At 41.4% G+C, this 23,647-nt stretch carries 20 protein-coding genes; 3 read left to right on the top strand and 17 right to left on the bottom strand.

The features are described from left to right. Positions 1-9 precede the first annotated feature (9 nt). From NHH15_RS08365 to NHH15_RS08330, 8 genes are all read right to left on the bottom strand, one after another. Positions 10-1,959 carry an Ig-like domain-containing protein gene (locus NHH15_RS08365; protein WP_262066204.1) on the bottom strand — a complete coding sequence of 650 codons (1,950 nt, stop codon included), beginning with the start codon at positions 1,957-1,959 and terminating at the stop codon, positions 10-12. A 130-nt stretch (positions 1,960-2,089) separates the two neighbouring features. Then, on the bottom strand, positions 2,090-2,812 hold the full coding sequence (locus NHH15_RS08360; RefSeq protein ID WP_262066203.1) for a signal peptidase I: 723 nt from the start codon (positions 2,810-2,812) through the stop codon (positions 2,090-2,092). Between the two features lie 30 nt (positions 2,813-2,842). Continuing rightward, on the bottom strand, positions 2,843-3,562 hold the full coding sequence (locus NHH15_RS08355) for a coiled-coil domain-containing protein (RefSeq protein ID WP_262066202.1): 720 nt from the start codon (positions 3,560-3,562) through the stop codon (positions 2,843-2,845). Continuing rightward, positions 3,559-3,756, bottom strand: coding sequence for a hypothetical protein (locus tag NHH15_RS08350; RefSeq protein ID WP_262066201.1), 198 nt, complete (start codon positions 3,754-3,756; stop codon positions 3,559-3,561). Before NHH15_RS08350 ends, NHH15_RS08355 begins: the two co-directional genes overlap by 4 nt. Positions 3,757-3,760: 4 nt before the next feature. Then, the gene (locus tag NHH15_RS08345; protein ID WP_262066200.1) at positions 3,761-4,258 is read right to left on the bottom strand and encodes a DivIVA domain-containing protein; all 498 of its coding nucleotides are present in this window, start codon (positions 4,256-4,258) and stop codon (positions 3,761-3,763) included. Between the two features lie 25 nt (positions 4,259-4,283). Continuing rightward, entirely contained in the window at positions 4,284-4,946 is a 663-nt protein-coding gene (locus NHH15_RS08340) for a hypothetical protein (RefSeq protein ID WP_262066199.1), read from the bottom strand. A 27-nt stretch (positions 4,947-4,973) separates the two neighbouring features. Continuing rightward, entirely contained in the window at positions 4,974-6,161 is a 1,188-nt protein-coding gene (locus tag NHH15_RS08335) for a C40 family peptidase (RefSeq protein ID WP_262066198.1), read from the bottom strand. 299 nt (positions 6,162-6,460) lie between these two features. Then, positions 6,461-7,333: a tyrosine-type recombinase/integrase gene (locus tag NHH15_RS08330; RefSeq protein ID WP_262066197.1), complete on the bottom strand. Its 873-nt coding sequence runs from the start codon at positions 7,331-7,333 to the stop codon at positions 6,461-6,463. 235 nt (positions 7,334-7,568) lie between these two features. On the opposite strand from NHH15_RS08330, the gene NHH15_RS08325 reads away from it, so the two are divergent. Next, complete coding sequence (locus NHH15_RS08325) at positions 7,569-8,162, top strand: nucleotidyltransferase family protein (protein ID WP_262066196.1); 594 nt, start codon at positions 7,569-7,571, stop codon at positions 8,160-8,162. Here NHH15_RS08325 and xdhC read toward each other — a convergent pair. The 3 genes from xdhC to xdhA are packed head-to-tail and all read right to left on the bottom strand — an operon-like array spanning position 8,159 to position 11,828. Beyond that, positions 8,159-8,635: a xanthine dehydrogenase subunit XdhC gene (gene xdhC, locus NHH15_RS08320; protein WP_262066195.1), complete on the bottom strand. Its 477-nt coding sequence runs from the start codon at positions 8,633-8,635 to the stop codon at positions 8,159-8,161. The genes NHH15_RS08325 and xdhC overlap by 4 nt on opposite strands. Further along, complete coding sequence (gene xdhB / locus NHH15_RS08315; protein ID WP_262066194.1) at positions 8,628-9,515, bottom strand: xanthine dehydrogenase subunit XdhB; 888 nt, start codon at positions 9,513-9,515, stop codon at positions 8,628-8,630. The genes xdhC and xdhB overlap by 8 nt, the downstream gene beginning before the upstream one ends. Positions 9,516-9,530: 15 nt before the next feature. After that, positions 9,531-11,828 carry a xanthine dehydrogenase subunit XdhA gene (gene xdhA, locus NHH15_RS08310; protein WP_262066193.1) on the bottom strand — a complete coding sequence of 766 codons (2,298 nt, stop codon included), beginning with the start codon at positions 11,826-11,828 and terminating at the stop codon, positions 9,531-9,533. Between the two features lie 349 nt (positions 11,829-12,177). Here xdhA and NHH15_RS08305 point away from each other — a divergent pair, with 349 nt between their 5' ends. Both NHH15_RS08305 and NHH15_RS08300 read left to right on the top strand, forming a co-directional pair. Beyond that, positions 12,178-12,822 carry a helix-turn-helix transcriptional regulator gene (locus NHH15_RS08305; RefSeq protein WP_262066192.1) on the top strand — a complete coding sequence of 215 codons (645 nt, stop codon included), beginning with the start codon at positions 12,178-12,180 and terminating at the stop codon, positions 12,820-12,822. A gap of 90 nt (positions 12,823-12,912) precedes the next feature. Beyond that, the gene (locus NHH15_RS08300) at positions 12,913-13,533 is read left to right on the top strand and encodes a YczE/YyaS/YitT family protein (protein WP_262066191.1); all 621 of its coding nucleotides are present in this window, start codon (positions 12,913-12,915) and stop codon (positions 13,531-13,533) included. 29 nt (positions 13,534-13,562) lie between these two features. Here NHH15_RS08300 and yqeB read toward each other — a convergent pair whose 3' ends face one another. From yqeB to ssnA, 6 genes are read right to left on the bottom strand one after another with little or no spacing between them, the layout of a single operon-like run. Then, positions 13,563-14,381, bottom strand: a complete 819-nt coding sequence (yqeB, locus tag NHH15_RS08295) for a selenium-dependent molybdenum cofactor biosynthesis protein YqeB (protein ID WP_262066190.1) — start codon at positions 14,379-14,381, stop codon at positions 13,563-13,565. Between the two features lie 17 nt (positions 14,382-14,398). Then, a complete protein-coding gene (gene yqeC, locus NHH15_RS08290) occupies positions 14,399-15,172 on the bottom strand; it encodes a selenium cofactor biosynthesis protein YqeC (RefSeq protein WP_262066189.1) in 774 nt (257 codons plus the stop codon). After that, entirely contained in the window at positions 15,111-16,496 is a 1,386-nt protein-coding gene (gene hydA, locus NHH15_RS08285) for a dihydropyrimidinase (protein WP_262066188.1), read from the bottom strand. The genes yqeC and hydA overlap by 62 nt, the downstream gene beginning before the upstream one ends. Positions 16,497-16,506: 10 nt before the next feature. Then, positions 16,507-19,059, bottom strand: a complete 2,553-nt coding sequence (gene xdh, locus NHH15_RS08280; RefSeq protein ID WP_262066187.1) for a selenium-dependent xanthine dehydrogenase — start codon at positions 19,057-19,059, stop codon at positions 16,507-16,509. Positions 19,060-19,072: 13 nt separating this feature from the next. Further along, positions 19,073-22,069, bottom strand: coding sequence for a putative selenate reductase subunit YgfK (ygfK, locus tag NHH15_RS08275; protein WP_262066186.1), 2,997 nt, complete (start codon positions 22,067-22,069; stop codon positions 19,073-19,075). Between the two features lie 20 nt (positions 22,070-22,089). Next, on the bottom strand, positions 22,090-23,424 hold the full coding sequence (ssnA, locus tag NHH15_RS08270; RefSeq protein WP_262066185.1) for a putative aminohydrolase SsnA: 1,335 nt from the start codon (positions 23,422-23,424) through the stop codon (positions 22,090-22,092). Between the last annotated feature and the right edge of the window lie 223 nt (positions 23,425-23,647).

Raw genomic sequence — 23,647 nt, 5'->3', positions numbered from 1 at the left:
CTTCCTCTGCTAATCTCTTCCAAGAATGGTTCCCTTATACCAGATTCCTATCTTGATATTCTTAGATGCGGTCTCCTTTGTCACCGGATCCGTATAAGTCGCTATAATTGTTCCTTCTGGATGATAACCTTCGTTTGTTCCACCATCTTCAAAATCGTCGTAGTCTGGTAAATACCAAATATAAAGACTTCCATTTTCTATTTTTACAATTCTTTCTCCTGCTGCAAAGGTAACATCCTTGCTATATTCGCTTTCCTTTAAAAGCTTCGTCAGCTCTATCACTCCATAATTATCTTCAATGGTTCCAAAATCCTGACTGTTCATCAGAGGATCTTCTGTATAGTAAGGAATAATTGTGGTGTTTGGCCACTGCTGATCATCTGCAATCTTACAACCCTCTTTCATCGTTGGTTCAGCCTGGTACTTCTCTACCACTGCTTCATCCAGCTTTTGGGTTGCTGTCTTTTGGGCTGCCCCTACGGTAACGGTAAACTCTGCTTTGTTACCATTTCCATCTGTTCCCGTAATCTTTACCGGAGTCTCTGTTGCTGCCACTCCTGTAACCTTTCCAGTTCCTCCATCCACTGTTACCTTACTGCTGTCACTGCTGGTCCAGGTGAGGTTCTTTGGATCCACTACTTTTCCTTGGGCATCCTTAATACTTGGAAGATCGGTACTTCCTCCTGCTGTTACCGTTACACTTTCACTCTCTGGTGTTAGCTGGTCTGTTACCGTTACCTCAAAGGTTACTTCATTTCCATCCTTGTCTTTTCCGGTAATGGTTGCCGTTCCCGTTCCTTTTACCGTCATTTCTCCTGTTTTTGAATCCACCTCTACTGCACTTGGATTACTGCTTTCCCACTGAGTAATGGCTACTGTATTTCCATCCTTATCTTTAATTGTAGGTGCACTGACCTTATCTCCTATGTTGAGATTCTTTGGTGCATCCGTGGTTTCTAAATCCTTCACATTACCTGCAATCATGTTTAGCATTGACTTGGCATTGGTGCTTCCTTCTATCGTAGTGTTTCCTACCTGAGAACCAGATTTAATCTTCTCTCCTTTATCATTTTTAGAAGCCGTCATCTGATCCTTTCCATTTAAGGTAAGGGTACGCTCTCCGTCCTCTCCTACTCCTGTCCAGGCTGCGATATCTTTACCATCTACGTATTCCATAGTTGCATTAATGGCATAGTAGTAGGTCTCACTGTTTTCTGTTGGCAAAGTAACACCGTTCAATAGAAGACCTGTGGTTCCATCCTTTGCTAAAGGCTGTGACCAGTAAGCATATCCATCTACGTCATAAACCCATCCGCTAAAGGTTTGCTTATCGGCATCACTTTTTTCTGTATATTCCTTCATGGTAATAACACTACAAGCAGGTGCTGTCTTTTCTGTTGTTTTGGCATCCCCTAGCTTTACTATGGTTGATCCACTGGTTGCACTTCCTAAGGCATCTCCCACTAACTGATCCTGAGCTTTTCTGGTGGCTTCTGTATCATCCTTTACCACAGCTGCCTTCCATTCATCAGAATCCACAATGGATTTGTAGCTATAGGCATCACTGCTTCCCATAGTCCATGTAAAAGCATCTCCATAGATACCATGGAACTGATCGGTCCCCTCACAGTCTGCTACTTTCTTACCGGCTGGGATATGCAGCTTCCAGTCCGGGGTCGTTGGTGCTTTTGCACTATCCTTTACAAAGACCTCTTCTAATTTCACCCGGACAAATATATCAGCATCTCCGGTATTTTCTACGTAAATCTTCTTTGTTCCTGTTTTACTGTCAAAGTCATCATGGAGATTTCCTCCTGACCCTCCCGTTACCTCTGCATCACTAAAGGGGTTAATTGCATTGGCAATTGCCTGCCATGCAAAAGTTCCTGCAACCAGTACTGCTGCTGCACAACAGATGGCTGTGACTCCTGAAACCACTTTTTTATGCTTGTTTTTCATGTTACTTCCTCCTTGTTTATTTTAAGTTTCTTTATAATATATGTAAAAAATAGGATTCAAAACTCTCTATACTTTTACATTCATCCTCCTTTATTTATTTCTATTTGAATCCTGCTTTTTATCTCTCTTCTTAGTTCTTTTTTATCTTTTCTTTCTTACTCTCCCTCCAAAAGATTTTTATAAAAAAGGAAAATGCCATTAAGGATAAAAACAGAACTATAATTAGCCACAGGTTACTTCCTATCCAGCTCAGAGCCGCCCCCATCCTTGGAATTCCCTTCGTGACTTTTCCCATAACGTTATCAGCAAGAACCACATCTGCATCTGCCGTTGCGTTGTCCACTCCTTTGGTCACAAAGGCTCTCTTTCCACTTCCTTCATAGTCCTCCTTTATCTCAATAATCCGATGGGTAATCAAGTTGCTGGAGTCCTTTGCAAAGGTAATGTCATCTCCTACCACTAGCTCACTGGCCTCTGTCTTTTTTATCAACACCAAGCTTCCCCTCGGGTATACGCTTTCCATGGAGGTGGTTAAGACCTCATAGAATCGGTACCCTCCAAAGGTCTGGGTTCCAAAGGCTCCTCTGGAAAATAGAACCGCACAAACCACCATAGCGATTAATGCAAAGTAAAAAATAATGTCTGATATAATGGCAGCACGTCCTGCTTTTTCAGGTTTCTTCTCTGTTACGGTTTCTGTTACTTTTGATTCCCCTTCCCCCTCTTCTGTGATGGCTTCCTTCATGGCTGCCTTTTCAACTTTTTCTTCTTTTATCTCTTCCTCTGGATTTTTCTTATCTTTTTGATATTGATTCCGAAAGGCGGCTTCAATCTCTTCCAAACTTTTTGCCATCTCTTCTCCCCCTTTCATGGTTTATTTTCTTCAAAACCCCAGTTCTCTCTCTGCCTCGGAAAGCTTTGCGTACTCCTGACTGGATTTTTCAATCAGTGCACGTATTTCCCCATACTCTTCTCTGGCTGCTTTTAAGATATCCTGTACTTTTTCTTCTGCCTCTTCTACCATACCCTCTGACTCTTCCTTCGCCTCCCGGATAATCTCAAAGGCCTGGTTTCTGGAACTTCTTAACTGTTCCTCTGCTCTTTCTTCAATATCCTTTACATAGTCTTCTGCCATCTGAGCTGCCCGATCAATCAGGCTGATATATCTCTCTGCTCTGGAATCCACATACTCAACTGGTGTTTTTTGACTCAACTTCTGTGTAAGCTGTTTGATTTCCCTCTCCTGCTCTTCTTTCTCCTCTTGAATTCTTTGACAGTCCATTTGAAGTTGCTCCAAAGCTTTCTTTAATTCTGCTATCTGTGCCTCATACAAGATATCGGCTTCCCCTTCTTTTCCTCTTTCCACACGAAGGGCTTTTACTTCCTCTTCTACCTTTCTTCTGGTATCCTGTTCCTTTATAAGTAGCTGCTGTAACTCCTTCTGCTCCTCGTAGTGGAGGGTTCTCTCCTGCTTTAGCTGTTCCTGCAAATGCTCTCCTTCTTCCACTGTTTCTGTATAGGAATCCTTGAGCATGTTGATGTAAAGATCCACCTCCTCGGCCAAATACATTTTTCCGTTTCGAATCTTTGTAAACTCAGTCATTCCGCCACTTCCTCCTTTAGCAGTTTCAAAAGCTCATTTGACAAGAGCTTCAGTCGCCTTTGCAGCTGCTTTTCTTCTTCCATTAATTCTGCATAGGAGGTTCTTAGGCTATTCACATAAGAATCTACTTCTTCCGATAGATACAGCTCTCCATTCTTTACCTTAGTAAATTTCATTTTCTCTTCTATGCTCATCGAATTATTCCTCCTTTTTTCCCTCCCTGAAAGGATTTGGCATGGACACTCTTTCAGCCTTTAGCGCTTCCTCTTCTCTCAGCAGCTTGAAAAGTTTCCCGGATACCTGTTTAATCTCATCCAGGGCTTCCTGCTTAGCCTGTATAATGTCACTTAAATCTCTTGTCGCTGCATCCCCAATAAGTCTTGCCTCCTTTTTTGCCTTTGCAATAATCTGCTGTGCCGATATTTCTGCTGTCACAAGAGCAGAGGCGATAGCTTCACTATAGGATGTGTTTTCTGTTAATCTCATTTGCTCCACCTGCTGAGACAATTCTTTTTTCTCTTTTTGAAGGCTTTCCAGCTTGTCCGACATTCTTCTTTTGCTTCGCTTTAAATCTTCTATAGCCTCTGTTCCTGCCTGAAGCTCTTTCAAAAGATTTTGGTATTCATCCCGAAGTGTGGTAATGTATTCATCAACCTGTTCCTTGTTGTATCCCCTTCGTTCTTCTTCAAACTCCATGATTCTTACACTCCCTTCCTCTTATTTATTCTGCATGAAGAGCCAGCAGCAATAATGCATCATGAGCCTCTGCTTCCTCCATTACCTCTTCTGTAATCACACTTCCCTTTTTCAATTGAAACTCTCCATCTGCACTTCGGATGTCTTCCTTTAATACAAGACCAATTGGCAGGCTTTGTTCTTCCTGCTTCTCGATTTTTGTGTTCTGAGTATCCTTTTGAATGATTTCCACTGCCTTACTTCCCTCCCGAATATCGACAAACACAATGTCTGGGCATACCGACAGGATATGTCCTCCTTCAATCTCTTGTCCGCTGTCTAAAAAGATACTGCCGATTCCCCTTCCTTCACCTAAGGTGAAATCGGAAATCTCTCCTAATTGATTTCCCACTTGATCCACCACTTCCACCCCTAACAGCACAAAGCTGCTTTTTAAAATAGAAAGAACCTCCTCATGAGTGTAAAGTCCTTTTAGAACTTCTTGACTGGGAATTAAAAGATAATTCTCTCCCACTCCTGTAATGTCTGTCACGCCTAGTAACTCCACTTCTCCTGGATGTTCCTTTTCCAGTGTCAAATGTAGTTCTCCCGTCTCGGGATTAAGCAATATGTTTTTCGCCACACCCTTATGACTTCCTTTTCTAATGTCTACGATTGGTAATGCCAGTACTTCAGTTGCTCTACTCATTGATACGACTCTCCTTTTTCTTTTGATTTATTGAAATATGATAGGACGGCGAACATATCGAAATCCAGCTGGATACGCTGCCTCTACCGTTACCCCCTTGTCGGATGCATTGCAGTGAATTGCAATGAGTCCACCTAATCTGTCTTTCCCCGCTACAATTCCTACGTGAGGAATCTCGTCTGATTCTGTCGGTGGTCCTAGGAAAACCAAATCTCCCGGTCTTGCTTCTTCTTGTGTAACGGGTACGGATGCCATCCACTGTCCTGTGGTTCCCCCGCCTATATTTTCATGAACTCCATTTAAAAATGCCCAAGAGACAAAGCCACTACAGTCTAATCCAAATGCATTTTTATCTTTCCACCTTGAGTCCAGTCCAATTGCATCGGACTTTCCTCCCCAGATATAAGAAACCTTTCCGATGGCTTGAAATGCATTTTTTCTTACTGCCTGGCGTTTGCCATCAATCTCTTCTTCCGATTGATTTAAAAATTCTTCTATTCCAGTCTCGGCCGCACACAGAAGTCTGCATTCTTCACTACTATAGGCTCGCAAAAACTCTTGTTCACTTTCTTTGTATACTGGCTGTTCCAGACTTTGATCTTGACGAATCAGCGCTTCCACACTTACAGACTGAAAACGAACCGCTTCCTCTTTTACACTAAGATACAAAATGCGTGCTGGCTCCAAAGCAACAACTCGGTTCATTTCCCGATAGACCCTCTTTAAATCTTCCTGATCATCCCCTGAAAGGAACAGCTCTGTCTCTCCTTTTTGTTGTTTCTTCAGCAGATACACCGCAATAATATCTTGCCAATTCGTTGCTTTGAGGACAATATCTCCTTCTTCTGGCAGCTTGTACTCTTTTCTATAGTCTGATTCTATTGCTTTCATTACCTCGGAAAAATCTTCTGAAAAGGTTAAATGATATCGGTCTTTCAAATCCTTCTGCTGTACATTTGTCCCTGGCCATATGGTACTTCCAGTTAAATCTTCCTGGGATTCCTGTGGCTCCTGTTCTTCTTCCTGTTCTTCTTCCTGTTCTGCCTCCACTATTTCAGCTTCCTCTTCTTCCTTGATTTCCTCCTCGAGAGCTTCCTCTTGTATGATTTCCACCTCTTCTTCTGTACCTTCAGGCTCTCCTAAAGTTCCTCCTGGTTGGAAAATCATGACCAACAAAACCAAGGCAAACCCAATACTTTTCACTCTCTTCTTCATCTACATCCTCTTCCTTTCCTACACAAAAAAAGCAATTACAACATAATTTCCATTATGTTGTAACTGCTTTTAAAAAAATTGGTAGCTCATCAGAAAGGGAGAGTCTTTGGACACACAAATAAGGAGAAACGATATTTCTCCTCTTCACATACCAAAGACTCTATTTTTTGCTACCCAAATATAATTTCCCCAATATTAAAATGATTTTTTCTAGACAATTGTCAGTCAATTTGCTATAATTATTAAAATATTTGTTGAATTTCAAGCTTGAAATAATATCTAAAACAACATAATGGAAATTATGTTGTTTTTCTTAAGACATCGTCCATACTTTCTAATTTCTCTACGAAATTTTTGTAAGTTGTCGCGGTGTATATCCTAGTTGTTTCAATACTGCTATGCCCCAATATATCTGCTAGATTGACCAAGTCTTTATCAACCGCATAAAAACATCTTGCAAACAGGCGTCTGAAATTATGTGGAAATCCCTTTTTTGAGGCTACCCCTGCCTCTTCACATATTTTTTGTATTTCACGCCATAGATTACTGCGGTTCATGCACTTCCCTGAACGGGTTACAAATAGTGGTCCGCTTTGTATTTGGTTTACCTTTGCATAATGCAATAACTTTTTGCGAAGCTTCTTTGTGATGGCAATAAGCCTTGTCTTCCCTTTGTTGTGGACGTTAATTGCTCCTGAGCGTAAATGCTCCAGCGTAATAAATGCCAGCTCACTCACCCGAATCCCCGTACCATAAAGAGTTTCAATAATCATTGCCAGTCTTTGCTTTCCCTTGCTCTTTGCTACCTTTAAAAGCTTCTCCACGTCTTCAACTGTCAGGCACTTATCCTCTTCAAGAAACGGCTGGCGTTGAATTTTCACCTGCTTCACCTTGCAGTCTGCTCTTTCAGAAAAGATTAGATAATTATTTACCGCTGCCAGCATGGAATTCACACTACTGGTCCTATACTCCTTCATCAGTGCTTCCTTATAATCCAAAACCAGTGTTTTTGATATCTTATCGCTTGTTCCCGTATTGCTTCTTACAAAGACAAGAAACTTCCTTGCATCTCTTTCATACTTCTCAACAGTAGTCCTACTTTTCTCTTCTGTTTTCAGATACTCCCGAAACCTAGCAAGCTCACCTTCTTCTTCATCTAGATACTTACTCATTTTCGTTTACTCCTTTTGTACAATTTTAGTTAGCCTTTATATAGTACAACGAAAATAAGTTTTTTCAATAGCCAAATGAAAATTTAATAAATAATCTTTCAACAAACTGATTATGCCACTTCTATTTTATTTTCACAATATTTTTGTAGTAAAATGCTCTTTTTTTGTTGTGAATGTTGACTTTTTAATCCTCTATGCCTATTATTAACAAAAAAGGAAGGGGAGGAAGCTCACTATGATTACAGCAATATTATTGGCATCTGGATACAGCCAACGTTTAAAACGAGATAAGCTCTCATTGGATTTTAATGGAATCCCGGTACTGGAACATACCATGCGCGCAATCAGCAACGTTTCTTTTTCCAAAAAGCTTCTAGTCACCCGCCAAGAGCAATACTCGTGCTTAGCTTCTCAATACGGATTCCAGACCCTTTTAAATCCTATGGCTCAAACCGGACAAAGCTCCTCTATTCGTCTCGGAGTTTTACAGAGTGATCCTTCCTCTGCCTTTATGTTCTTCGTTGGAGATCAACCTCTTTTGAGCTCTTCTGTCATCAAACGCTTGTTAGAAGTTCATCGTCAAAAGCCAGGTTCTATCATTATTCCAACACTTGACGGGCAAAATCAAAACCCTGTCATCTTTCCCTCTTCTCTTCGTGAATCACTGCTTGAAATTACAGGCGACACTGGTGGACGCTCTGTAATCGCAAAAAATCCTCAGCTGATTCAAAGAGTTTCTTTCACGGATTCTCTTCCTTTCCTGGATATTGACACATCAGAGGATTATTTTACACTTCTGTCAAAAGCAAAAAAAACAGAAGACTACTAACCATTTATTTTACTTCCCTTGGCTTTTTCAATTGCATTTAATATGTTCTCATACCCCGTGCAACGGCACAAATGTCCTGAAATCAACTTTCGAAGTTCTTCTCTGCTATAAATTCTATCGTCTCCAATAATCTCAACAGCTGTAAGTATCAACCCCGGGGTGCAGAATCCACATTGAACTGCCGCCTCTTTTATAAATGCCTTCTGTATATAATTCAACTCTCCATTTTCAGACTTTAATCCTTCAACTGTCACCACGCTCTGCCCATCAGCCCATAACGAAAGATAGATACAGCTGTCAATTGCCTTACCATTGAGCAATACTGTACAGGCTCCACATTCTCCCACCTCACAGCCTTTCTTTACACTCGTAAGCCCCAGTCTGTTCCGCAATGTTTCAAGTAAAGACTCTTGTTCCTGTACCGCGACCTCCCTGTCTATTCCATTTACCTTAATATTGATGACTTTAAGCATCTATTTCACCTCCTGCATAAGTAACTGCCTGTATAAGCGCTCGCTTCGCTAATTCCTCCACCAATTGAAGCCTAAACTCTTTAGAAGCCCGCCAGCTTGAACGCGGATTAACCTCCTCCAAGGCCTTCTTTCCGAACAACTCTACAAAATCTTTCTTTAATTCCTTTCCACACGCCCAGGCCTCAATACTACCACAACGAATAGGTGTAGGTGCTGCCACTCCATAAGACAGGCGAACCTCTTCCACCTTTCTTTTATCTGGGCTCAGACGGACTCCACAGGCACATCCCAACGTAGCAATTTCCATTGCTTTACGCTTTCCATATTTTATATAGTGTCCGTAAAACTGCTCATAATCTTTTCGAGGGATTCTTATTTCAGTTAATAACTCATTATGTTCCCTTATCGTTTTTCCTGGTCCTAAATAGAATTCATTTATGGGTATTGTGTGCACACCTTTTTTACTTTTTAATACTAACTGTGCATTTAAAATAAACAGTGTGGAAGCACTGTCTGCGCTTGTCGCTCCATTACAAATATTTCCTCCAATCGTCCCCACTTTACGAAGCTGAGGACCTCCTGCCTGATCAACTGCATTTCCTAGAATTGGGATGTATCTCCTTACCAGCTCATTGTTTGTTACCTCATAAAATGTCTGGGCAGCCCCTATTGAAATAGTTCCATCTTCCAGAAGACGAATTCCTTTTAGCTCTGGTATATTATGAATGCTGATTAATGAGCAGCCTGCAAGCTTACCTTCTCTGATTTTTACAAGTACATCGCTTCCACCCGAAATGACAATTGCTTCATCCTGCTTTTCCAAAGCTTCAATTGCTTCATCTACTGTCTCCACTTTATAAAAACTTTCAAAATCATACATAATATTATCCTCCTACTACTGTATTAGTCCATGTTTCCTAAATTCACATATAAGTTTCTGTGGAGCTAACGGAAGAGAATCAATAGCAACATCAGTTGCATGCAACACTGCATTCCGAATCGCCGGGGCAACAGGAATCGCTGGCGGTTCTCCAAGAGCCTTATTTCCATAAGGTCCCGTTTCATCAGACAGTTCAATAAATCCCACCTGTAAGTCTGGCGTATCCATGGAAGTTGGCAGTTTATAATCCAGCAAGTTATCATTTAATGGCTTTCCAGTTTCCTGATTGAATAGAAGCTCCTCCCCTAACGCATATCCAAGCCCCATGCTCATTCCTCCATGAACCTGGGCTTCCGCTAGCTTAGGGTTAATCAAGGTGCCGCTGTCATGAACATTTAAAATATTTAAAATCTCTATTTTCCCTACCCCAATATCCACCTCCACCTCTGCAAAACAGACGCCACTTGCAAATGTATTGTCCCTGCATTGACTGGTTGCCTCAGCAGTAATATGTTTCGAATGCTCTAGGCTATAAAAAGCAGTTGTCGCAACTGTTTCTAATGGCAGCACAAGCTCCTTGGAATTTTTATCAACAATTTCATTGTTTACTAATCTGAGTTGTTCCCTTTCCATACCTACCATAGCTGCAGCATACTTAAGTATCTTCTTAACAAGCAATTCCCCTGTCTTTTTAACTGCCTTCCCTGATACATAGGACTGCCTTGACGCATACGCACCAGTATCAAAGGGAGTGATATCTGTATCCTGTGCCGTAACAATGTGAATTTTATCTTCTGTAATCCCCGTTGTTTCCGATGCCATCTGGGTAAATGCCGTATCTGCGCCCTGTCCTATTTCAGTTGCTCCCATCTGCATCTGTAACGATCCGTCCTGATTTAGAACCATACGGCATGATGCCGTCTCCAGCGATATTGGATAAACTCCTGTCTTGTAGCAGAATATTGCCATTCCAACGCCTCTTCTTACTGTACCTGTCTGCTTTTTATATTTTTCCCTCTTCTCATCCCATCCAAACTCTCTTCGGCCTTTATCAATACATGCTCGTATACCATTTGTACGAAACTTAATGTGTGTATGTGGATCCTCATATCCTTCTTTCACACAGTTCATCAACCGATACTCTAAAGGATCCATCTGCAGCTTATACGCTATATCATCCGCCTGGCATTCCGAGGCAAATGCTCCCTGAGGTATCCCATATCCCCGCATTGCGCCGCCGGTAGGCATATTTGTATATACCGTAAAACACTGAGCCTGCATTCCTTCCGCATCATTGTATATCTGTTTGAATTCGTTCGCAGAGTTTGCCACGATAGCATGTGCATGAGATGCGTAAGCTCCCTGATTCGAATATGCCGCAAATTGTCTCGCGATAAGTCTTCCGTCTTTTCTAACCAATGCCTTTGTCTGCATCTCTATAGCATGACGCGTTCTGGTACACGCCAAAGTCTCTTCACGAGAAATCTCCATTTTCACTGGCCTTCCACCAACCAATGTAGTAAGATAGGCATTTAAAGGTTCGTATAGTACATCCTGCTTGTTTCCAAATCCTCCTCCAATATATGGCTTAATTACACGTATCTTTCCCCAAGGGATATCAAGCGCCTGTCCAACAACTCTCCTGACAATATGAGGAATTTGAGTCGAGCTAACGATTACGATTCTGTCATTTTCCATATAAGCATAGGATATAGGTGTTTCAATATGGCAGTGCTGTACTGCCTGGGTTCTATATGTTGCTTCCACCTCAACGGCATCTTCCTCCGCCTCCTTTATCTCTTCATAGCTCCGCTCTCCAACCCTAAATTCCGTGTTCTTTATAACATTTCCCGGGAATTCTTTATGAATATCCACCACCCCCGGTGTCATAGCCTCTTTCGTGCTCAGTATCGGTTCATATATCTCATACTCTACCTGTATTTCTCTTGCCCCACGCTCTGCTGCCACATCGTTCTCTGCAATAATTGCCGCAATATCATCTCCATATGTTCGAACCCTGGTGTTAAGCAATTTCCGGTCTGCAATATCCTGATGTGATGCCTCTACTGACCAGGGATGTCCTGCTGTTGGATATTGGCAATCAGGTACTTCAAAGCACGTAACAATCTTTATTACTCCGGGAACCTGAAGTGCAGCTTCAAGGTTAAAACTTTTAACCACACCATTTGCAATTGTACTTCGTACCACCTTCCCAACCAGAGCATTCCCTGGCACTAAATCCGCTGTATACTTTGCTTCACCTGTGACCTTTAACTCAGCATCCACTCTCGTAATGTTTTTCCCAATACTCATAGTAAAACCTCCTTGTTTTTCTTTCCCCAAGTTCTCCAAATCTAAGAATCATACCAGCTGTAGTTTTCGATTCCATTATAGTCGCTTTTACCAGTAACCCTTCCATGTTCACTGGTTTTTGTAGGTATTGTGCACTTTTTTCCGCTTCTTTAAACTGTTTTTATAGCTATAATTACCACTTTCAGTACATATTAAACTCTTTTTCTTTCAAAAGCAAGGGTTTTGTAACTTATTTCTTAATTTTTTTTATTTCATCTAATTTTTTTTTAGATTTTCTATTGAAATAAATCTCCTATGTGTTATGATTGAAATGGATATTGAACATTTTCGCGAAAGGATATTAATATTTATGATTACCACTAAGAAAACTCTGGATTTACTAATCCAATTGGCCGATGGTTTGTCTACACAATTTGGAAATAATTGTGAAATAGTCATCCATGATTTAACAAGAAAAAACTTAGATAATTCTATTGCCTACATTGTCAACGGACATGTAAGCAATCGTAAACTGGGAGATGGAGCGTCTGCTGTTGTAATAGAGGCTTTGAAAAAAAATCCCGATTCATTAAAAGATGAACTTTCTTACTTAACCAAAACCAATGATGGAAGAATTCTCAAATCCAGTACAATGTATATTCGTGATGAAAAGAGTCAGATACAGTACATATTCTCAATGAATTACGATATCACAGGACTTCTCGGCCTTGACAGTGCTTTACAATCACTGATTAGCACTCCCGCAGATGCAAAAGATAAGTCACCTAAAAGAATTACAAATAATGTCAATGATATTTTAGATGATTTAATCGAGCAATCTGTTGAGTTAATTGGAAAACCTGTTGCACTAATGACAAAAGACGATAAGGTAGCTGCAATTCGCTTTTTAAATGAAGCCGGTGCATTCCTTATCACAAAATCCGGTGATAAGGTATCCACATATTTTGATATATCAAAATTTACCTTATACAATTATTTAGATGCTGCAAAATAGTACCCTTCCAGCCTAACGTATTGCTTTTCCAGCTGAAGGTAATACCGATTCCAAATGTAACCTTGATTCAAGAAAGGATTCGGTAATTATATGATAAATTTCAAAAAAATCCTACTCGCAGTGGTAGGTATATTTCTTGTGGGCATCGGAGTTGCTTTTAATGCAAATGCAGCACTGGGCAATGACCCCATCGCCATTGTATATGATGGCATGAGAAATATTGCAAACCTCTCAGCCTCTCAATTAGGCATTGCATCTAACATTGTAAACGTAGCTCTTGTTGCAATTGTATTTATAGCAGATCGACATTACGTAAATATAGGCACCATCATCTACATTCTTCCTTATGGATTTGCTGTAGATATTGGATATAAATTATTCAATCTTGTTTTCACTACTTCATCACTAACTGGTCGCATCATTGGTGCTGTACTAGGATGTCTTATGGTTTATGTGGGAGTCGCGATATATATAACCACTGATATTGGTCTGGATCCTTTTACAGGAATTGTGATGGTAATTAAAGATAAGTGGAAGAAGAAATTTGTATACGTTAAAATCGGCTTTGATTTTTTTATGATTACAGTAGGTATCATATTAGGTGGTAGGTTTGGAGTTATTACAATTCTCACAGCCTGTTGCGCTGGTCCATGCATACAGTTAATCGCTGATTTCTTCAAAAAAATGAGCGTAAACAACGGGAAACTCTAACAGAGAAATCCACCTCATAGTTCAAACAACTATGAGGTGGATTTCTCTTTTGCTAGGTATAAGCATGCTTCCAGCACAGCTCCACCAATGCATCTTGCCTTATCCGATATCCCATACACTTCTTCTGGAGTAAGTCTGCGGGGATCAATGTCGGCAGATTTCATACCCTTCTTTACATACATATTTTCCCCAATAAGACCTCTAAGAGTTCCCGAAAAAGGTGCTTTTACAATCGTATTATCCACCTTAAATATCGGTTCTCCCTCTAAAATCCAGTCCCCAATCCCAGACAGATGCTTTACTGTCCCTTCCCTCGGCGCATGAAGCACCCTTTGTTGACTTCGTCCTCCTATTTCACCTGGTACTCCTGTATCTTCCTTTGCCTTACCTGCTAAAATAAGGCGCCCCAGGGAATGTCCCCGCACTGTTTCAATCACTGCATCCACATCTTCAGGAGCTGAAAACCCAGGTCCTAATCCAATCGTAATAGGTGCCATAGAGTGTCCTGTTCCTAGGTTTTTCTTTGCCAAAATCCCATCAATTACTGCAATCGGTTCAATTTCATAAACACTTCTTGCCTCACTATCCACAACAATTGGAACATGTCCACAAGACCAGCAGCGCTCCAGCTCTCTCATGGTACACTCCACTCTCTCTGCAACAATGTCTTCCACCTTAAAGTGTCCTTCTGTTATGGCTGTAGAAAGAGCTACCTGCCTGCGGATTGCCGTTGGTCTTTCTATCTCCAGTGCATACACCTGATATCCACTTCGAACCAATTTCTGTATTACACCAGTTGCCAAATCCCCTGCCCCTCGAACACATATAATCTTTTTCTCAATCCTCATGTTCTGAACCCTCCTTCTCATTTGCGGAGTACTTCATATTTCTCATCTCTCATAGAGCCAGCAACAATTCTATTTGTTTCACTCATAAACTCCATCGGGAAATATCCCATCACATCTTTTACTCGTCCCATTTCATCCCTGCTTTCAACTTGATTAAAAAAGAGAATCCGTCTTCCCAATCCCCCTTTCCACATTCCACATGGATGTACAATCCACCTTGCAAGATGTATTTCTTTAATAATTTCACCTTTTCGAATTCCCACCATTTCACAGAACCTTTCCAGCCGAAATACTGTTCGTTCATCTGCTGGGAATCCCAATCCCTTCAGTGTTACAATACCTATGTTACACGCAGCTTCTGCAGGGATGCAAGGTTCATCTATTTTGTAGCCCTTAAGTGGAAACCCACAAGAACCATCTGCTTCTACAATTGTATAATCATATTTCCGCCACCAACGGCTTAAGATTTCAGGGGCAATACTTGTACACTTCCCTTTCCCGGAAAGTTTTCCACAGACAAAAGTTCTCCCTGTTCCCAATACTATTTCCTCCATCTGAGGTGCTACTTTAATGTTGTCTACTTCATTCCCTTCCGGATATTTCATCTTTGTCGTTGTCGTCAGCAGCACCCGGTTATCTTTTAGCTCTTTTCCCAAGCGATATAAGCAGGTAGTCTTTCCTCCCGCTCCAGTAATCGACGTCAACTCCTCCGCTCTAATATCCAGAGCCTTATACAGACTGTTCTTTTCCCCCTGATCTGGATCGATGTATATATTTTCCTTTCCCAACACAAATCACCTCTCCATCCCTGGCCACTAATTCACCTCGTAAATATACCTGTTCTGCCCTTCCCCATACTTCCATTCCTTCGTATGGGTTGTAGTCACAGCTTGAATATTGGTTTCTCCAGTTTAGAACCTGCTTCCCCTCTGGATTCCACACCACAATATCACCGTCACTTCCCGGTTGGATAGCCCCCTTTTGAGGATACATACCGTAAAGCTTTGCCACATCCTCAGACAGATACCTACACATCTGTGCTTCTGTTATCTTTCCTGATTTCACTCCATAAGTATAAAGAAGAGAAGGTCTTGTTTCAACTCCCGGCATACCACAAGGTATCTTCGTAAAATCCTTCTTTCCCATTCTTTTTTGCTCCATTGTAAAACTGCAATGATCCGTTGCCACAGTTTGGATTTCCTGCTTCTTCAACGCTGTCCATAGGGCATCCCTGTCCTTCCTGCTTCGAAGTGGTGGAGAGATTACATATTTTGCACTTTCAAACCCTTGCAAATTATATTTTTCGTCATCCAGAAGAAGATACTGCGGACAAGTCTCCACGTATACACATTGCCCTCGTTTTCTAGCCTCCTGGATAACCTGATATCCCCGTGCAGTACTTAGGTGCACCACCATAACCGGTGCATCTGCCAATGAGGCAATTTCCAGCAGCCTGTTGATTGCTTCTGCCTCAGCCTGAACTGGTCTGGTTCTCGGATGTATTTGTGGATACAGATTTCCCTTTCCCTTTTCCTCCTCCACTAAGGCAGCAATCAAATCCCGGTTTTCGCAATGTACTCCTGCAAGTCCGCCAACCTCTTTTAACCTGGATAAAGCTTGATAAATCGCTCCATCGTCCAGGTACATCGCATCATAAATCATATAGAGTTTAAAAGATGTAATCCCCCATTCAACCATATCTGCAATCTCCTCAGAAATTGACTCATTCCACTCTGAAATTGCCATATGGTAACCATAATCACAAGAACAATTCCCCGATGCCTTCCGATTCCAGTTATCTAAAGCTGCTTTTAACGTCTCTCCCCGGTTCTGAGTTGCAAAATCTAAAATCGTTGTAGTTCCCCCTACAATTGCGGCTCGAGTTCCAGAAGCAAAATCATCCACCGTTATCGTCTGGGACACTTCCAAATCAAAATGAGTATGTGGATCTATGAAGCCCGGAAACAAAAGTTTTCCCCTTACATTGATAACTTCTGCCTCCTCATCTCGAATTCCCAACTCTACTTTTATAATTTTTTCTCCCTCAACTAAAATGTCCTTCCGGGTTCTTCCATTTCCGTCCACAACCCAGCCACCTTGAAATAACCTTTTCATACAATCATCCTTACTTTCTATATGCAGTCCCTTCCAAAGGAAGCTTCGTGCGGAATACTCCATCATATTTGTAGTAAGCCCCCTGCACTGCCGGTGCAGTTGGAATAGATGTAATCTCACCAATTCCAATTGCCCCAAAGGCCAGAGAATCTTTGTTTTTCTCTATTATAATACTTTTTACGTCTGGTGTCTTGTCTGCACGGAATAATCCTAAGGTACCAAACTTAGCTGTTGGTTTCCCTTCCTTCAAAGGATAATCTTCCGTTAACGCATATCCCAATGACATAACCACACCACCCTCAATCTGTCCCTCTACAGATAATGGATTGATGGCTCTTCCCACATCATGAGCTGCAGCAACACTCTCCACTCGTCCTGTCTCATCCAGCAAAACTACTTGCGTCGCATATCCATACGCCACATGAGAAACTGGATTCTTTTTCGGACTTCCCATAGGATCCGTAGCTGCTAAATATTCCCCAAAATATTCTTTCCCATTTAGTGCTTCTAATGCTTGATTCTTTAAATCTTTTACCAATTCTACACAAGCTCTCCTTGTTGCTTCCCCTGTTACAAGAGTCTGTCTTGAACCAGATGTTACCCCTGAATCCGGTGCACGATTCGTCTCCGATGCATGATACACAATCCTCTCTGCATCAATACCTGTCGCCTCATGGCACATCTGTACCAAAACAGTTCCCAAACCTTGTCCGATACAAGTCGCTCCCGTTCGGATATGCATCTTACCATCCTCCACCGTAATCCGGCATCTTCCATAATCAGGCAAGCCGACACCTACACCTGCATTCTTCATTGCACAAGCAATTCCCGCTCGGTCATGGTTTTCAAATATCGGCTTTACTGCCTCCAAAGTTTCCACAAGTGCTGTTCCTGGCGCTGCTAATTGTCCGTTGGGTAATTCCTGGCCTGGGCGAATTGCATTTCGGTAACGAATTTCCCACGGCGAAATCCCTACCATCTCTGCAAGTAAATTCAGATTGCATTCTGTGGCAAAACACGTTTGAGTTACCCCAAATCCACGAAATGCTCCGGCTGGTGGATTATTTGTATAAACAGCAGTTCCTTCCATATCAATATTTTGATAATTATAAGGTCCCGCTGCATGAGTACAGGCTCGCTGAAGTACTGGTCCCCCCAAAGAGGCATAGGCCCCCGTGTCAGTAATCAAAGTTGCTTTCATTCCTGTTAATTTGCCCTGGGCATCACAAGCCGTAGTAAATTCCATCTTTGCCGCATGGCGTTTGGGGTGTATTAAAATACTTTCACTACGACTTAACTTCACCTTCACCGGTTTTCCGGTATACCATGACAATAACAACCCATGATGCTGAACGGACATATCTTCTTTCCCACCGAATCCACCACCAACCAGTTTGTTCATCACATGCACTTTTTCGTGGGGATAACCTAACATGTCTGCACATTCATGCTGCGTAGAATAAGCACTTTGATCTGTGGAATAGATAATGGCTTCTCCATCTTCTCGATTCACTATTGCAATTGCACATTCCGGTTCTAAAAATGCATGCTCCGTGAAAGGGGTTTCATAACTTTTTGTCACAACATGAGCCGACTCCCGAATTGCTCGGTCTGCATCTCCTCTTTTAATATGTTCATGAGCCAAAATATTTCCGCCTGAATGAACTTTTGGTGCATCCGGTTTCATAGCCTCTTCAGGACTAAAAACTGCTGGCAGCTCTTCATATTTTACTTCGATTAATTTCTTCGCTTCTTCTACAATCTCCGGCGTATCACCTGCCACCAAGCAAACTGCATCCCCCAGATAACGTGTTATACCACCGACTGGAATCAAGGTATCCCAATCCTTTTTAACGTGACCAATCTGGTTCGTTCCCGGTATATCCTCTGCTGTAACCACTCCTCGTATTCCCGGCAACTTCTGTGCACGGCTTATATCGATAGACAGCACCTTAGCCCGAGGATAAGCTGAACGAACTGCACTTCCATAAATCATACCTTCTAAGACCATGTCGTCTACATATTCACCATACCCCAGAACCTTTTCTCTTACGTCAATCCGATGTGCCGCCTTGCCAACTCCCAGCACACCTTCTGCTTCTGGTATTTTCTCTTCTTTTAAAAGCTTTCCAGCCAGCTCGATTCCGTCAATAATTTTCTTATAACCAGTACAGCGACATATATTATTCTTAATCGCCTTTGCAATCTCATGTCTATCGGGATTAGGATTTTGATCCAGCAACCCCTTCGCACACATAATCATGCCTGGAATGCAGAAGCCGCATTGCACAGCTCCTGCTTCTCCAAAAGCATATGTATAGATTTCCTTTTCTCTCTCTGATAAACCTTCTACCGTGATAATAGACTTCCCTTCAAACCGGGATATCTTCTGTACACAAGCCTTTATTGGCTTTCCATCTACTAATATCGTACACGTTCCGCAGGCACCTTCACTGCAACCGTCTTTTACAGATTTAAGGTTACAATCCTCTCTGAGAAATACCATCAGCTTTTTATCTTCAACAGCTTCAATTATCTGTCCGTTTACAAGTAAACTATACACATTTCTCACCTCCTTATTCCCATAAATATGGATAATCCCGGCAAACCGTTTCCATCACCATACAAAGCTCTTTTGGTAAAGAGGTCTTTCCTTCACCTTTCTTCCATATTACCGTATTTCCCAAATATCTAACCTGACAAATAATATCATGCTTATCTAAGACTGTGAATCCCTGGTTTGTGCTATCTTCCATGTCTTTTGCATTAGCAAAAAGAGTAAACTTGTCCAAATAAGGAGCACTGTCATAAGGGCAGAAGCTTCTACAGTTTCCACACTCATTACACATAGAATCCACATGAACAATCTGATGTTTCAGAAGCCCGGGCACCTGAATTGCAATATTGGCCCGGTTTGGACAGACTTCTGCACAGTTTTCACAGACACTTGCACATCCCAAACAACGATTATCTACTTCGTCTTCTCTTGTGTGTTGCTCCAAAATTCCTCTTTTTTCATAATATTGATTCAGCTCTAACGATTCCGTTGACTCTCCTGTGTCTCTTACCTTTAAAATGGCATCTGTCGCCTTTCTGGCATCACGAATTCCTGATACTACTGTAGAAGGACCTAAAAGTCCATCTCCAATCACATAAACTCCACCAACACTGCTTTCAAGAGTCTCTTCATTCACTAAGGCACGCTTCTTTGCATCCAACTTTATTCCGTTTGATTCAAGGAATTCACTGGATATCTGTTCTCCCACAGCCGCAATGACTGTATCTGCTGGCACAATAACCTCTTTATCAGTTGCCTTTACATCTCTTCTGCCGTATGCATCAAATCCGCTAAGCTCCATCACAGTACAGAAAAGATTTCCACCTTCTCGCTTTTTGGGTATTAACAATTCATGAAATTCTACGCCATCTTTCAATGCCATCACTAATTCTTCTTCATCTGCCGGCATATACCGTCTTGTTCGTCGGTATACCACAGATACCTTTTCAACACCCTTGATTCTTTTTGCTGCACGGGCAGTGTCCATTGCTGTATTTCCGCCGCCAACTACCACAACCGATTTGCCTACTTCCAGCTCAGACGATTGCTTTTTAAATTGTTCCAGAAACCGAAGCGCATTGCGGGTTTCTCCCCCTTCAAGCTCAAGTTTTCCAACTGTACCGGAGCCAATTGCCAAAATTACAGTGTCATATCCAGCATCCTTTAATTCCTGAATATTTTTAATCTCCGTATTTACTTTTACTTCTACTCCTAAGGCTATAATCAAGGCAATATCCTTTTCCAACGAAGCATGAGCAATTCTGAATTCTGGTATAACATGCCCCACTACACCTCCAAGACTGCCACGTTTCTCATAAATTGTTACCTTCACTCCGCCTTTCGCCAAAAAATAAGCTGCTGCAAGTCCAGCCGGTCCACCACCTACGATTGCAGCCTTCTTTCCGGCAGAATATTCCGGTATCGGCAGATTCTTTAAGACAGCTTCGTAACCCTTTTCCGCTGCAATTAATTTCACCCCACGTATCTGTACCGGTTCCTCATAGAAATTACGGGTACATTTACTCATACACTTATGAGGGCAAATTGTTCCAGTGGTAAAGGGAAGTGGGTTCTTTTCCATAATCACCTTCAATGCTTCTTCATACTGCCCTTGCCTTGTAAGCTCAATATATCTGGTAATATCCTGGTTAATCGGGCAGCCTTCACGGCAAGGTGCCATAAAGCAGTCAATAAGTGGAACTTGTTCCTTTACTTTTCTTATCGGTAATGGTTTTACTGCTTTCACATGATGCGGATCCTTTTTCGCTTCCTCAACAAGTTTTTCCGTTTTTTCTACCGAAACCTTATCAAATGTTAAGTTTATACCTTGTACCTTTTCCGCTAATTGCAGCCCGCGCTGATAGCCACCTGGTTTGAGCAGAGTCGTTGCCACAGTAACCGGCCATATTCCAGCATCTATGATTCCTTCAATATTGTGAGCTTCAGCACCTCCGGAATACGAAATACGAAGCTTTCCATCAAAGTCCTTTGTTAGTCTTGCTGCAACAGACATTGACAATGGATATAAAGACTTTCCAGACATATACATTTCGTCTCCCGGAAGCTCATTTTGCTTAATATCTACTGGAAAAGTATTGGTTATTTTCACGCCAAATTCAACACCTTTTTCCTTACTTTTTTCCATTAATCGGTGAAGCATGGGTATAGCATCCTTATATTGAAGATCGTCCAAGAAATGAAATTCTCCAAAAGCAACATACCCGTACCCCATTTCATCCATAGTCTTTCTTGCGTATTCATAACCTAAAAGTGTAGGATTGCACTTGATAAACGTATGTAATCCCTTTTCATCAATCAGATGATTTGCAATTTTCTCTATTTCCTGAGGCGGACAACCGTGCAAAGTAGAAAGTGTCACAGAATTACATATTCGGGAAGAAATCCCCTCAATGTCTTCTTCCGTAATACTGGTAAATAAATTGATATTCTCTTTTAAATATCTTTTGCATTCTTGGAAAATTTTTGTGTCTTTGGCTTCTATCATACTATCAATAAAAGTATTTACCTTCTCAGACTGAATCCCTGCCAAGTCATATCCAACACTCATATTAAACTGGAATCCATCAGAAGCCCCCAACTCATATTCCTTTGCTATTATACTTAATACAAACCATGCCTTAATATATTCCTCCATCGCTTGAGGTACGTAAAGCTCTGTTGACCACTCCACGTTGTAGCACTCGTCATCTGCATTGATACATGGCTTACTTACACAGGCCGACAACTCATCTCCATCCATAATCTGTACCGTCTTTAACTCAAAGAAACGGCAGCCTGCATAATATGCAGCTATGATATTCTGAGCCAGTTGAGTATGAGGCCCTGCTGCTGGCCCAATTGGTGTCTCTAAATTCCTCCCAAAAATTGTTCGGTTGTAGCTTCCTTCTGCCTTATATGGTCGATAAACACCGAATACAGTACCATATTTTTTCTTTTCTTCTACTGCCCATTCAACCAACTGTGAAATCGGCATTGGCGTCATTCTATCACTCATGTTTCATCCTCCTCTTCCCTCTATCTTTTATTGATAGATGTGGCTAATTCTGCTGCTGCCTGGCGACAATCTGCCAGCACCTTTTCCTCATCTATTTGCATTAATTCACGATCCTTCATCAATACCTGTCCATTCCCAATCGTTGTAACCACACTGCGTCCCGTCATACCAAACAGAATATGACCGTTCACATTGTCTTTTGTCATTGGTGTCAATGGATTATAGTCCGTTACAATAATGTCGGCTGCTGCCCCTTCTTTCAGTATTCCCAAGGTTTTTTTGAAATAACGGTTCGCAATCTTTGCATTTCCCTCAAATAGCATTTGTGGTACTTCTCCCCACGCTGCATTAGCATCACACAAGTGATGCTTGTGGAGTATATTTGCCACCTTGTAGCTTTCCAGCATATCATGAGTGTATCCATCTGTTCCTAAACCTGTCAGCACTCCTGCTTTTACAATTTCCATGGTTGGCGGGCATCCACAAGCATTTCCCATATTTGATTCTGGATTATGCACCACCATAGTATTGGTGTTCTTCAGCAGCTCAATTTCGTGCTTGTTCACATAAATGCAGTGTGCAGCAATCGTCTTTTCACCTAATACATTACAATCCATCAATCGATCAATAATCCTTTTTCCATGTACATGAAGACATTGGTGTAAATCTTCAATTCCTTCCGCTACATGAATATGATAACCTACTTCTGAGGGTTTGTGCTCTGCGCACAATTCCATGGTCTCATCTGAAATTGTAAAAGATGCATGCATTCCCATCATTCCCGCAATCATGTCACGATCATCCTTTCGTGCATGTCGGATAAATGCAGCATTCTCCATAATTCCTTCTTTTGCCTTCTCTTTTCCATCCCGATCTGACACCTCATAGCATAGGCAGGACCGAATTCCAGCCGCTTTAGCCGCTTCTTCAATTTTAAACAAGGAATCGGTAATTGCACCGAAACTTGCATGATGATCAAAAACTGTCGTTACCCCATTCTTAATTGAATCAACATATGTTGCCATGGCACTCAATTTAATTTGCTCTAATGTAAGATGTCGGTCTAATGTCCACCACATCCCATCTAATATATCCAAAAATCCTTTTGGATTATATCCATTAATGGACAATCCTCTGGCAAAGGAGCTATAGATATGCTCGTGAGTATTAATAAATGCCGGCATAATTACTCCACCTTTTGCATCAATAAATTCTGCTTCCGGATACAACTCTTTTATCTCTTTTGTCACTCCCGTTTTTAAAATTGTATTGCCTTCAACAGCAACGGCTCCATCCTCTACGAATGGATTCTCTAAATCTCTGGTAATCATTCTGCCATTCCCAATTACTAACATGTTGCTTTACCTTCCTTTCCTTGTAATCTTTACTTGACTTCATTTGAATATTTTGCACATTTTCTTCGACGTTTTGCCGATGTTTTTATGAATATTCACTATTGATATACACATATTAACCTTATGTATATCAAAAATCAAGTGTTTCGACCTATTTTTCTTATTTTTTTTCATATCATCTAAATTTTTTTTAGATTTTCTATTGCAAAATAAATCTCCTGTG

This window comes from Aequitasia blattaphilus (assembly GCF_024721305.1).
GTDB lineage: Bacteria > Bacillota > Clostridia > Lachnospirales > Lachnospiraceae > Aequitasia > Aequitasia blattaphila.
This window is presented reverse-complemented; position numbering and strand designations above follow the sequence as displayed.

Excerpts from the sequence above, each read along its gene's own strand:
- yqeB (WP_262066190.1), bottom strand. The coding sequence starts at position 14,381 with ATGAGGATTGAGAAAAAGATTATATGTGTTCGAGGGGCAGGGGATTTG.
- xdhB (WP_262066194.1), bottom strand. The coding sequence starts at position 9,515 with ATGTATGATTTTGAAAGTTTTTATAAAGTGGAGACAGTAGATGAAGCA.
- NHH15_RS08300 (WP_262066191.1), top strand. The coding sequence starts at position 12,913 with ATGATAAATTTCAAAAAAATCCTACTCGCAGTGGTAGGTATATTTCTT.
- xdhA (WP_262066193.1), bottom strand. The coding sequence starts at position 11,828 with ATGAGTATTGGGAAAAACATTACGAGAGTGGATGCTGAGTTAAAGGTC.
- NHH15_RS08350 (WP_262066201.1), bottom strand. The coding sequence starts at position 3,756 with ATGAGCATAGAAGAGAAAATGAAATTTACTAAGGTAAAGAATGGAGAG.
- NHH15_RS08345 (WP_262066200.1), bottom strand. The coding sequence starts at position 4,258 with ATGGAGTTTGAAGAAGAACGAAGGGGATACAACAAGGAACAGGTTGAT.
- ssnA (WP_262066185.1), bottom strand. The coding sequence starts at position 23,424 with ATGTTAGTAATTGGGAATGGCAGAATGATTACCAGAGATTTAGAGAAT.
- xdhC (WP_262066195.1), bottom strand. The coding sequence starts at position 8,635 with ATGCTTAAAGTCATCAATATTAAGGTAAATGGAATAGACAGGGAGGTC.
- NHH15_RS08355 (WP_262066202.1), bottom strand. The coding sequence starts at position 3,562 with ATGACTGAGTTTACAAAGATTCGAAACGGAAAAATGTATTTGGCCGAG.
- NHH15_RS08305 (WP_262066192.1), top strand. The coding sequence starts at position 12,178 with ATGATTACCACTAAGAAAACTCTGGATTTACTAATCCAATTGGCCGAT.
- NHH15_RS08330 (WP_262066197.1), bottom strand. The coding sequence starts at position 7,333 with ATGAGTAAGTATCTAGATGAAGAAGAAGGTGAGCTTGCTAGGTTTCGG.
- NHH15_RS08325 (WP_262066196.1), top strand. The coding sequence starts at position 7,569 with ATGATTACAGCAATATTATTGGCATCTGGATACAGCCAACGTTTAAAA.
- NHH15_RS08340 (WP_262066199.1), bottom strand. The coding sequence starts at position 4,946 with ATGAGTAGAGCAACTGAAGTACTGGCATTACCAATCGTAGACATTAGA.
- NHH15_RS08335 (WP_262066198.1), bottom strand. The coding sequence starts at position 6,161 with ATGAAGAAGAGAGTGAAAAGTATTGGGTTTGCCTTGGTTTTGTTGGTC.
- ygfK (WP_262066186.1), bottom strand. The coding sequence starts at position 22,069 with ATGAGTGATAGAATGACGCCAATGCCGATTTCACAGTTGGTTGAATGG.
- NHH15_RS08360 (WP_262066203.1), bottom strand. The coding sequence starts at position 2,812 with ATGGCAAAAAGTTTGGAAGAGATTGAAGCCGCCTTTCGGAATCAATAT.
- hydA (WP_262066188.1), bottom strand. The coding sequence starts at position 16,496 with ATGAAAAGGTTATTTCAAGGTGGCTGGGTTGTGGACGGAAATGGAAGA.
- NHH15_RS08365 (WP_262066204.1), bottom strand. The coding sequence starts at position 1,959 with ATGAAAAACAAGCATAAAAAAGTGGTTTCAGGAGTCACAGCCATCTGT.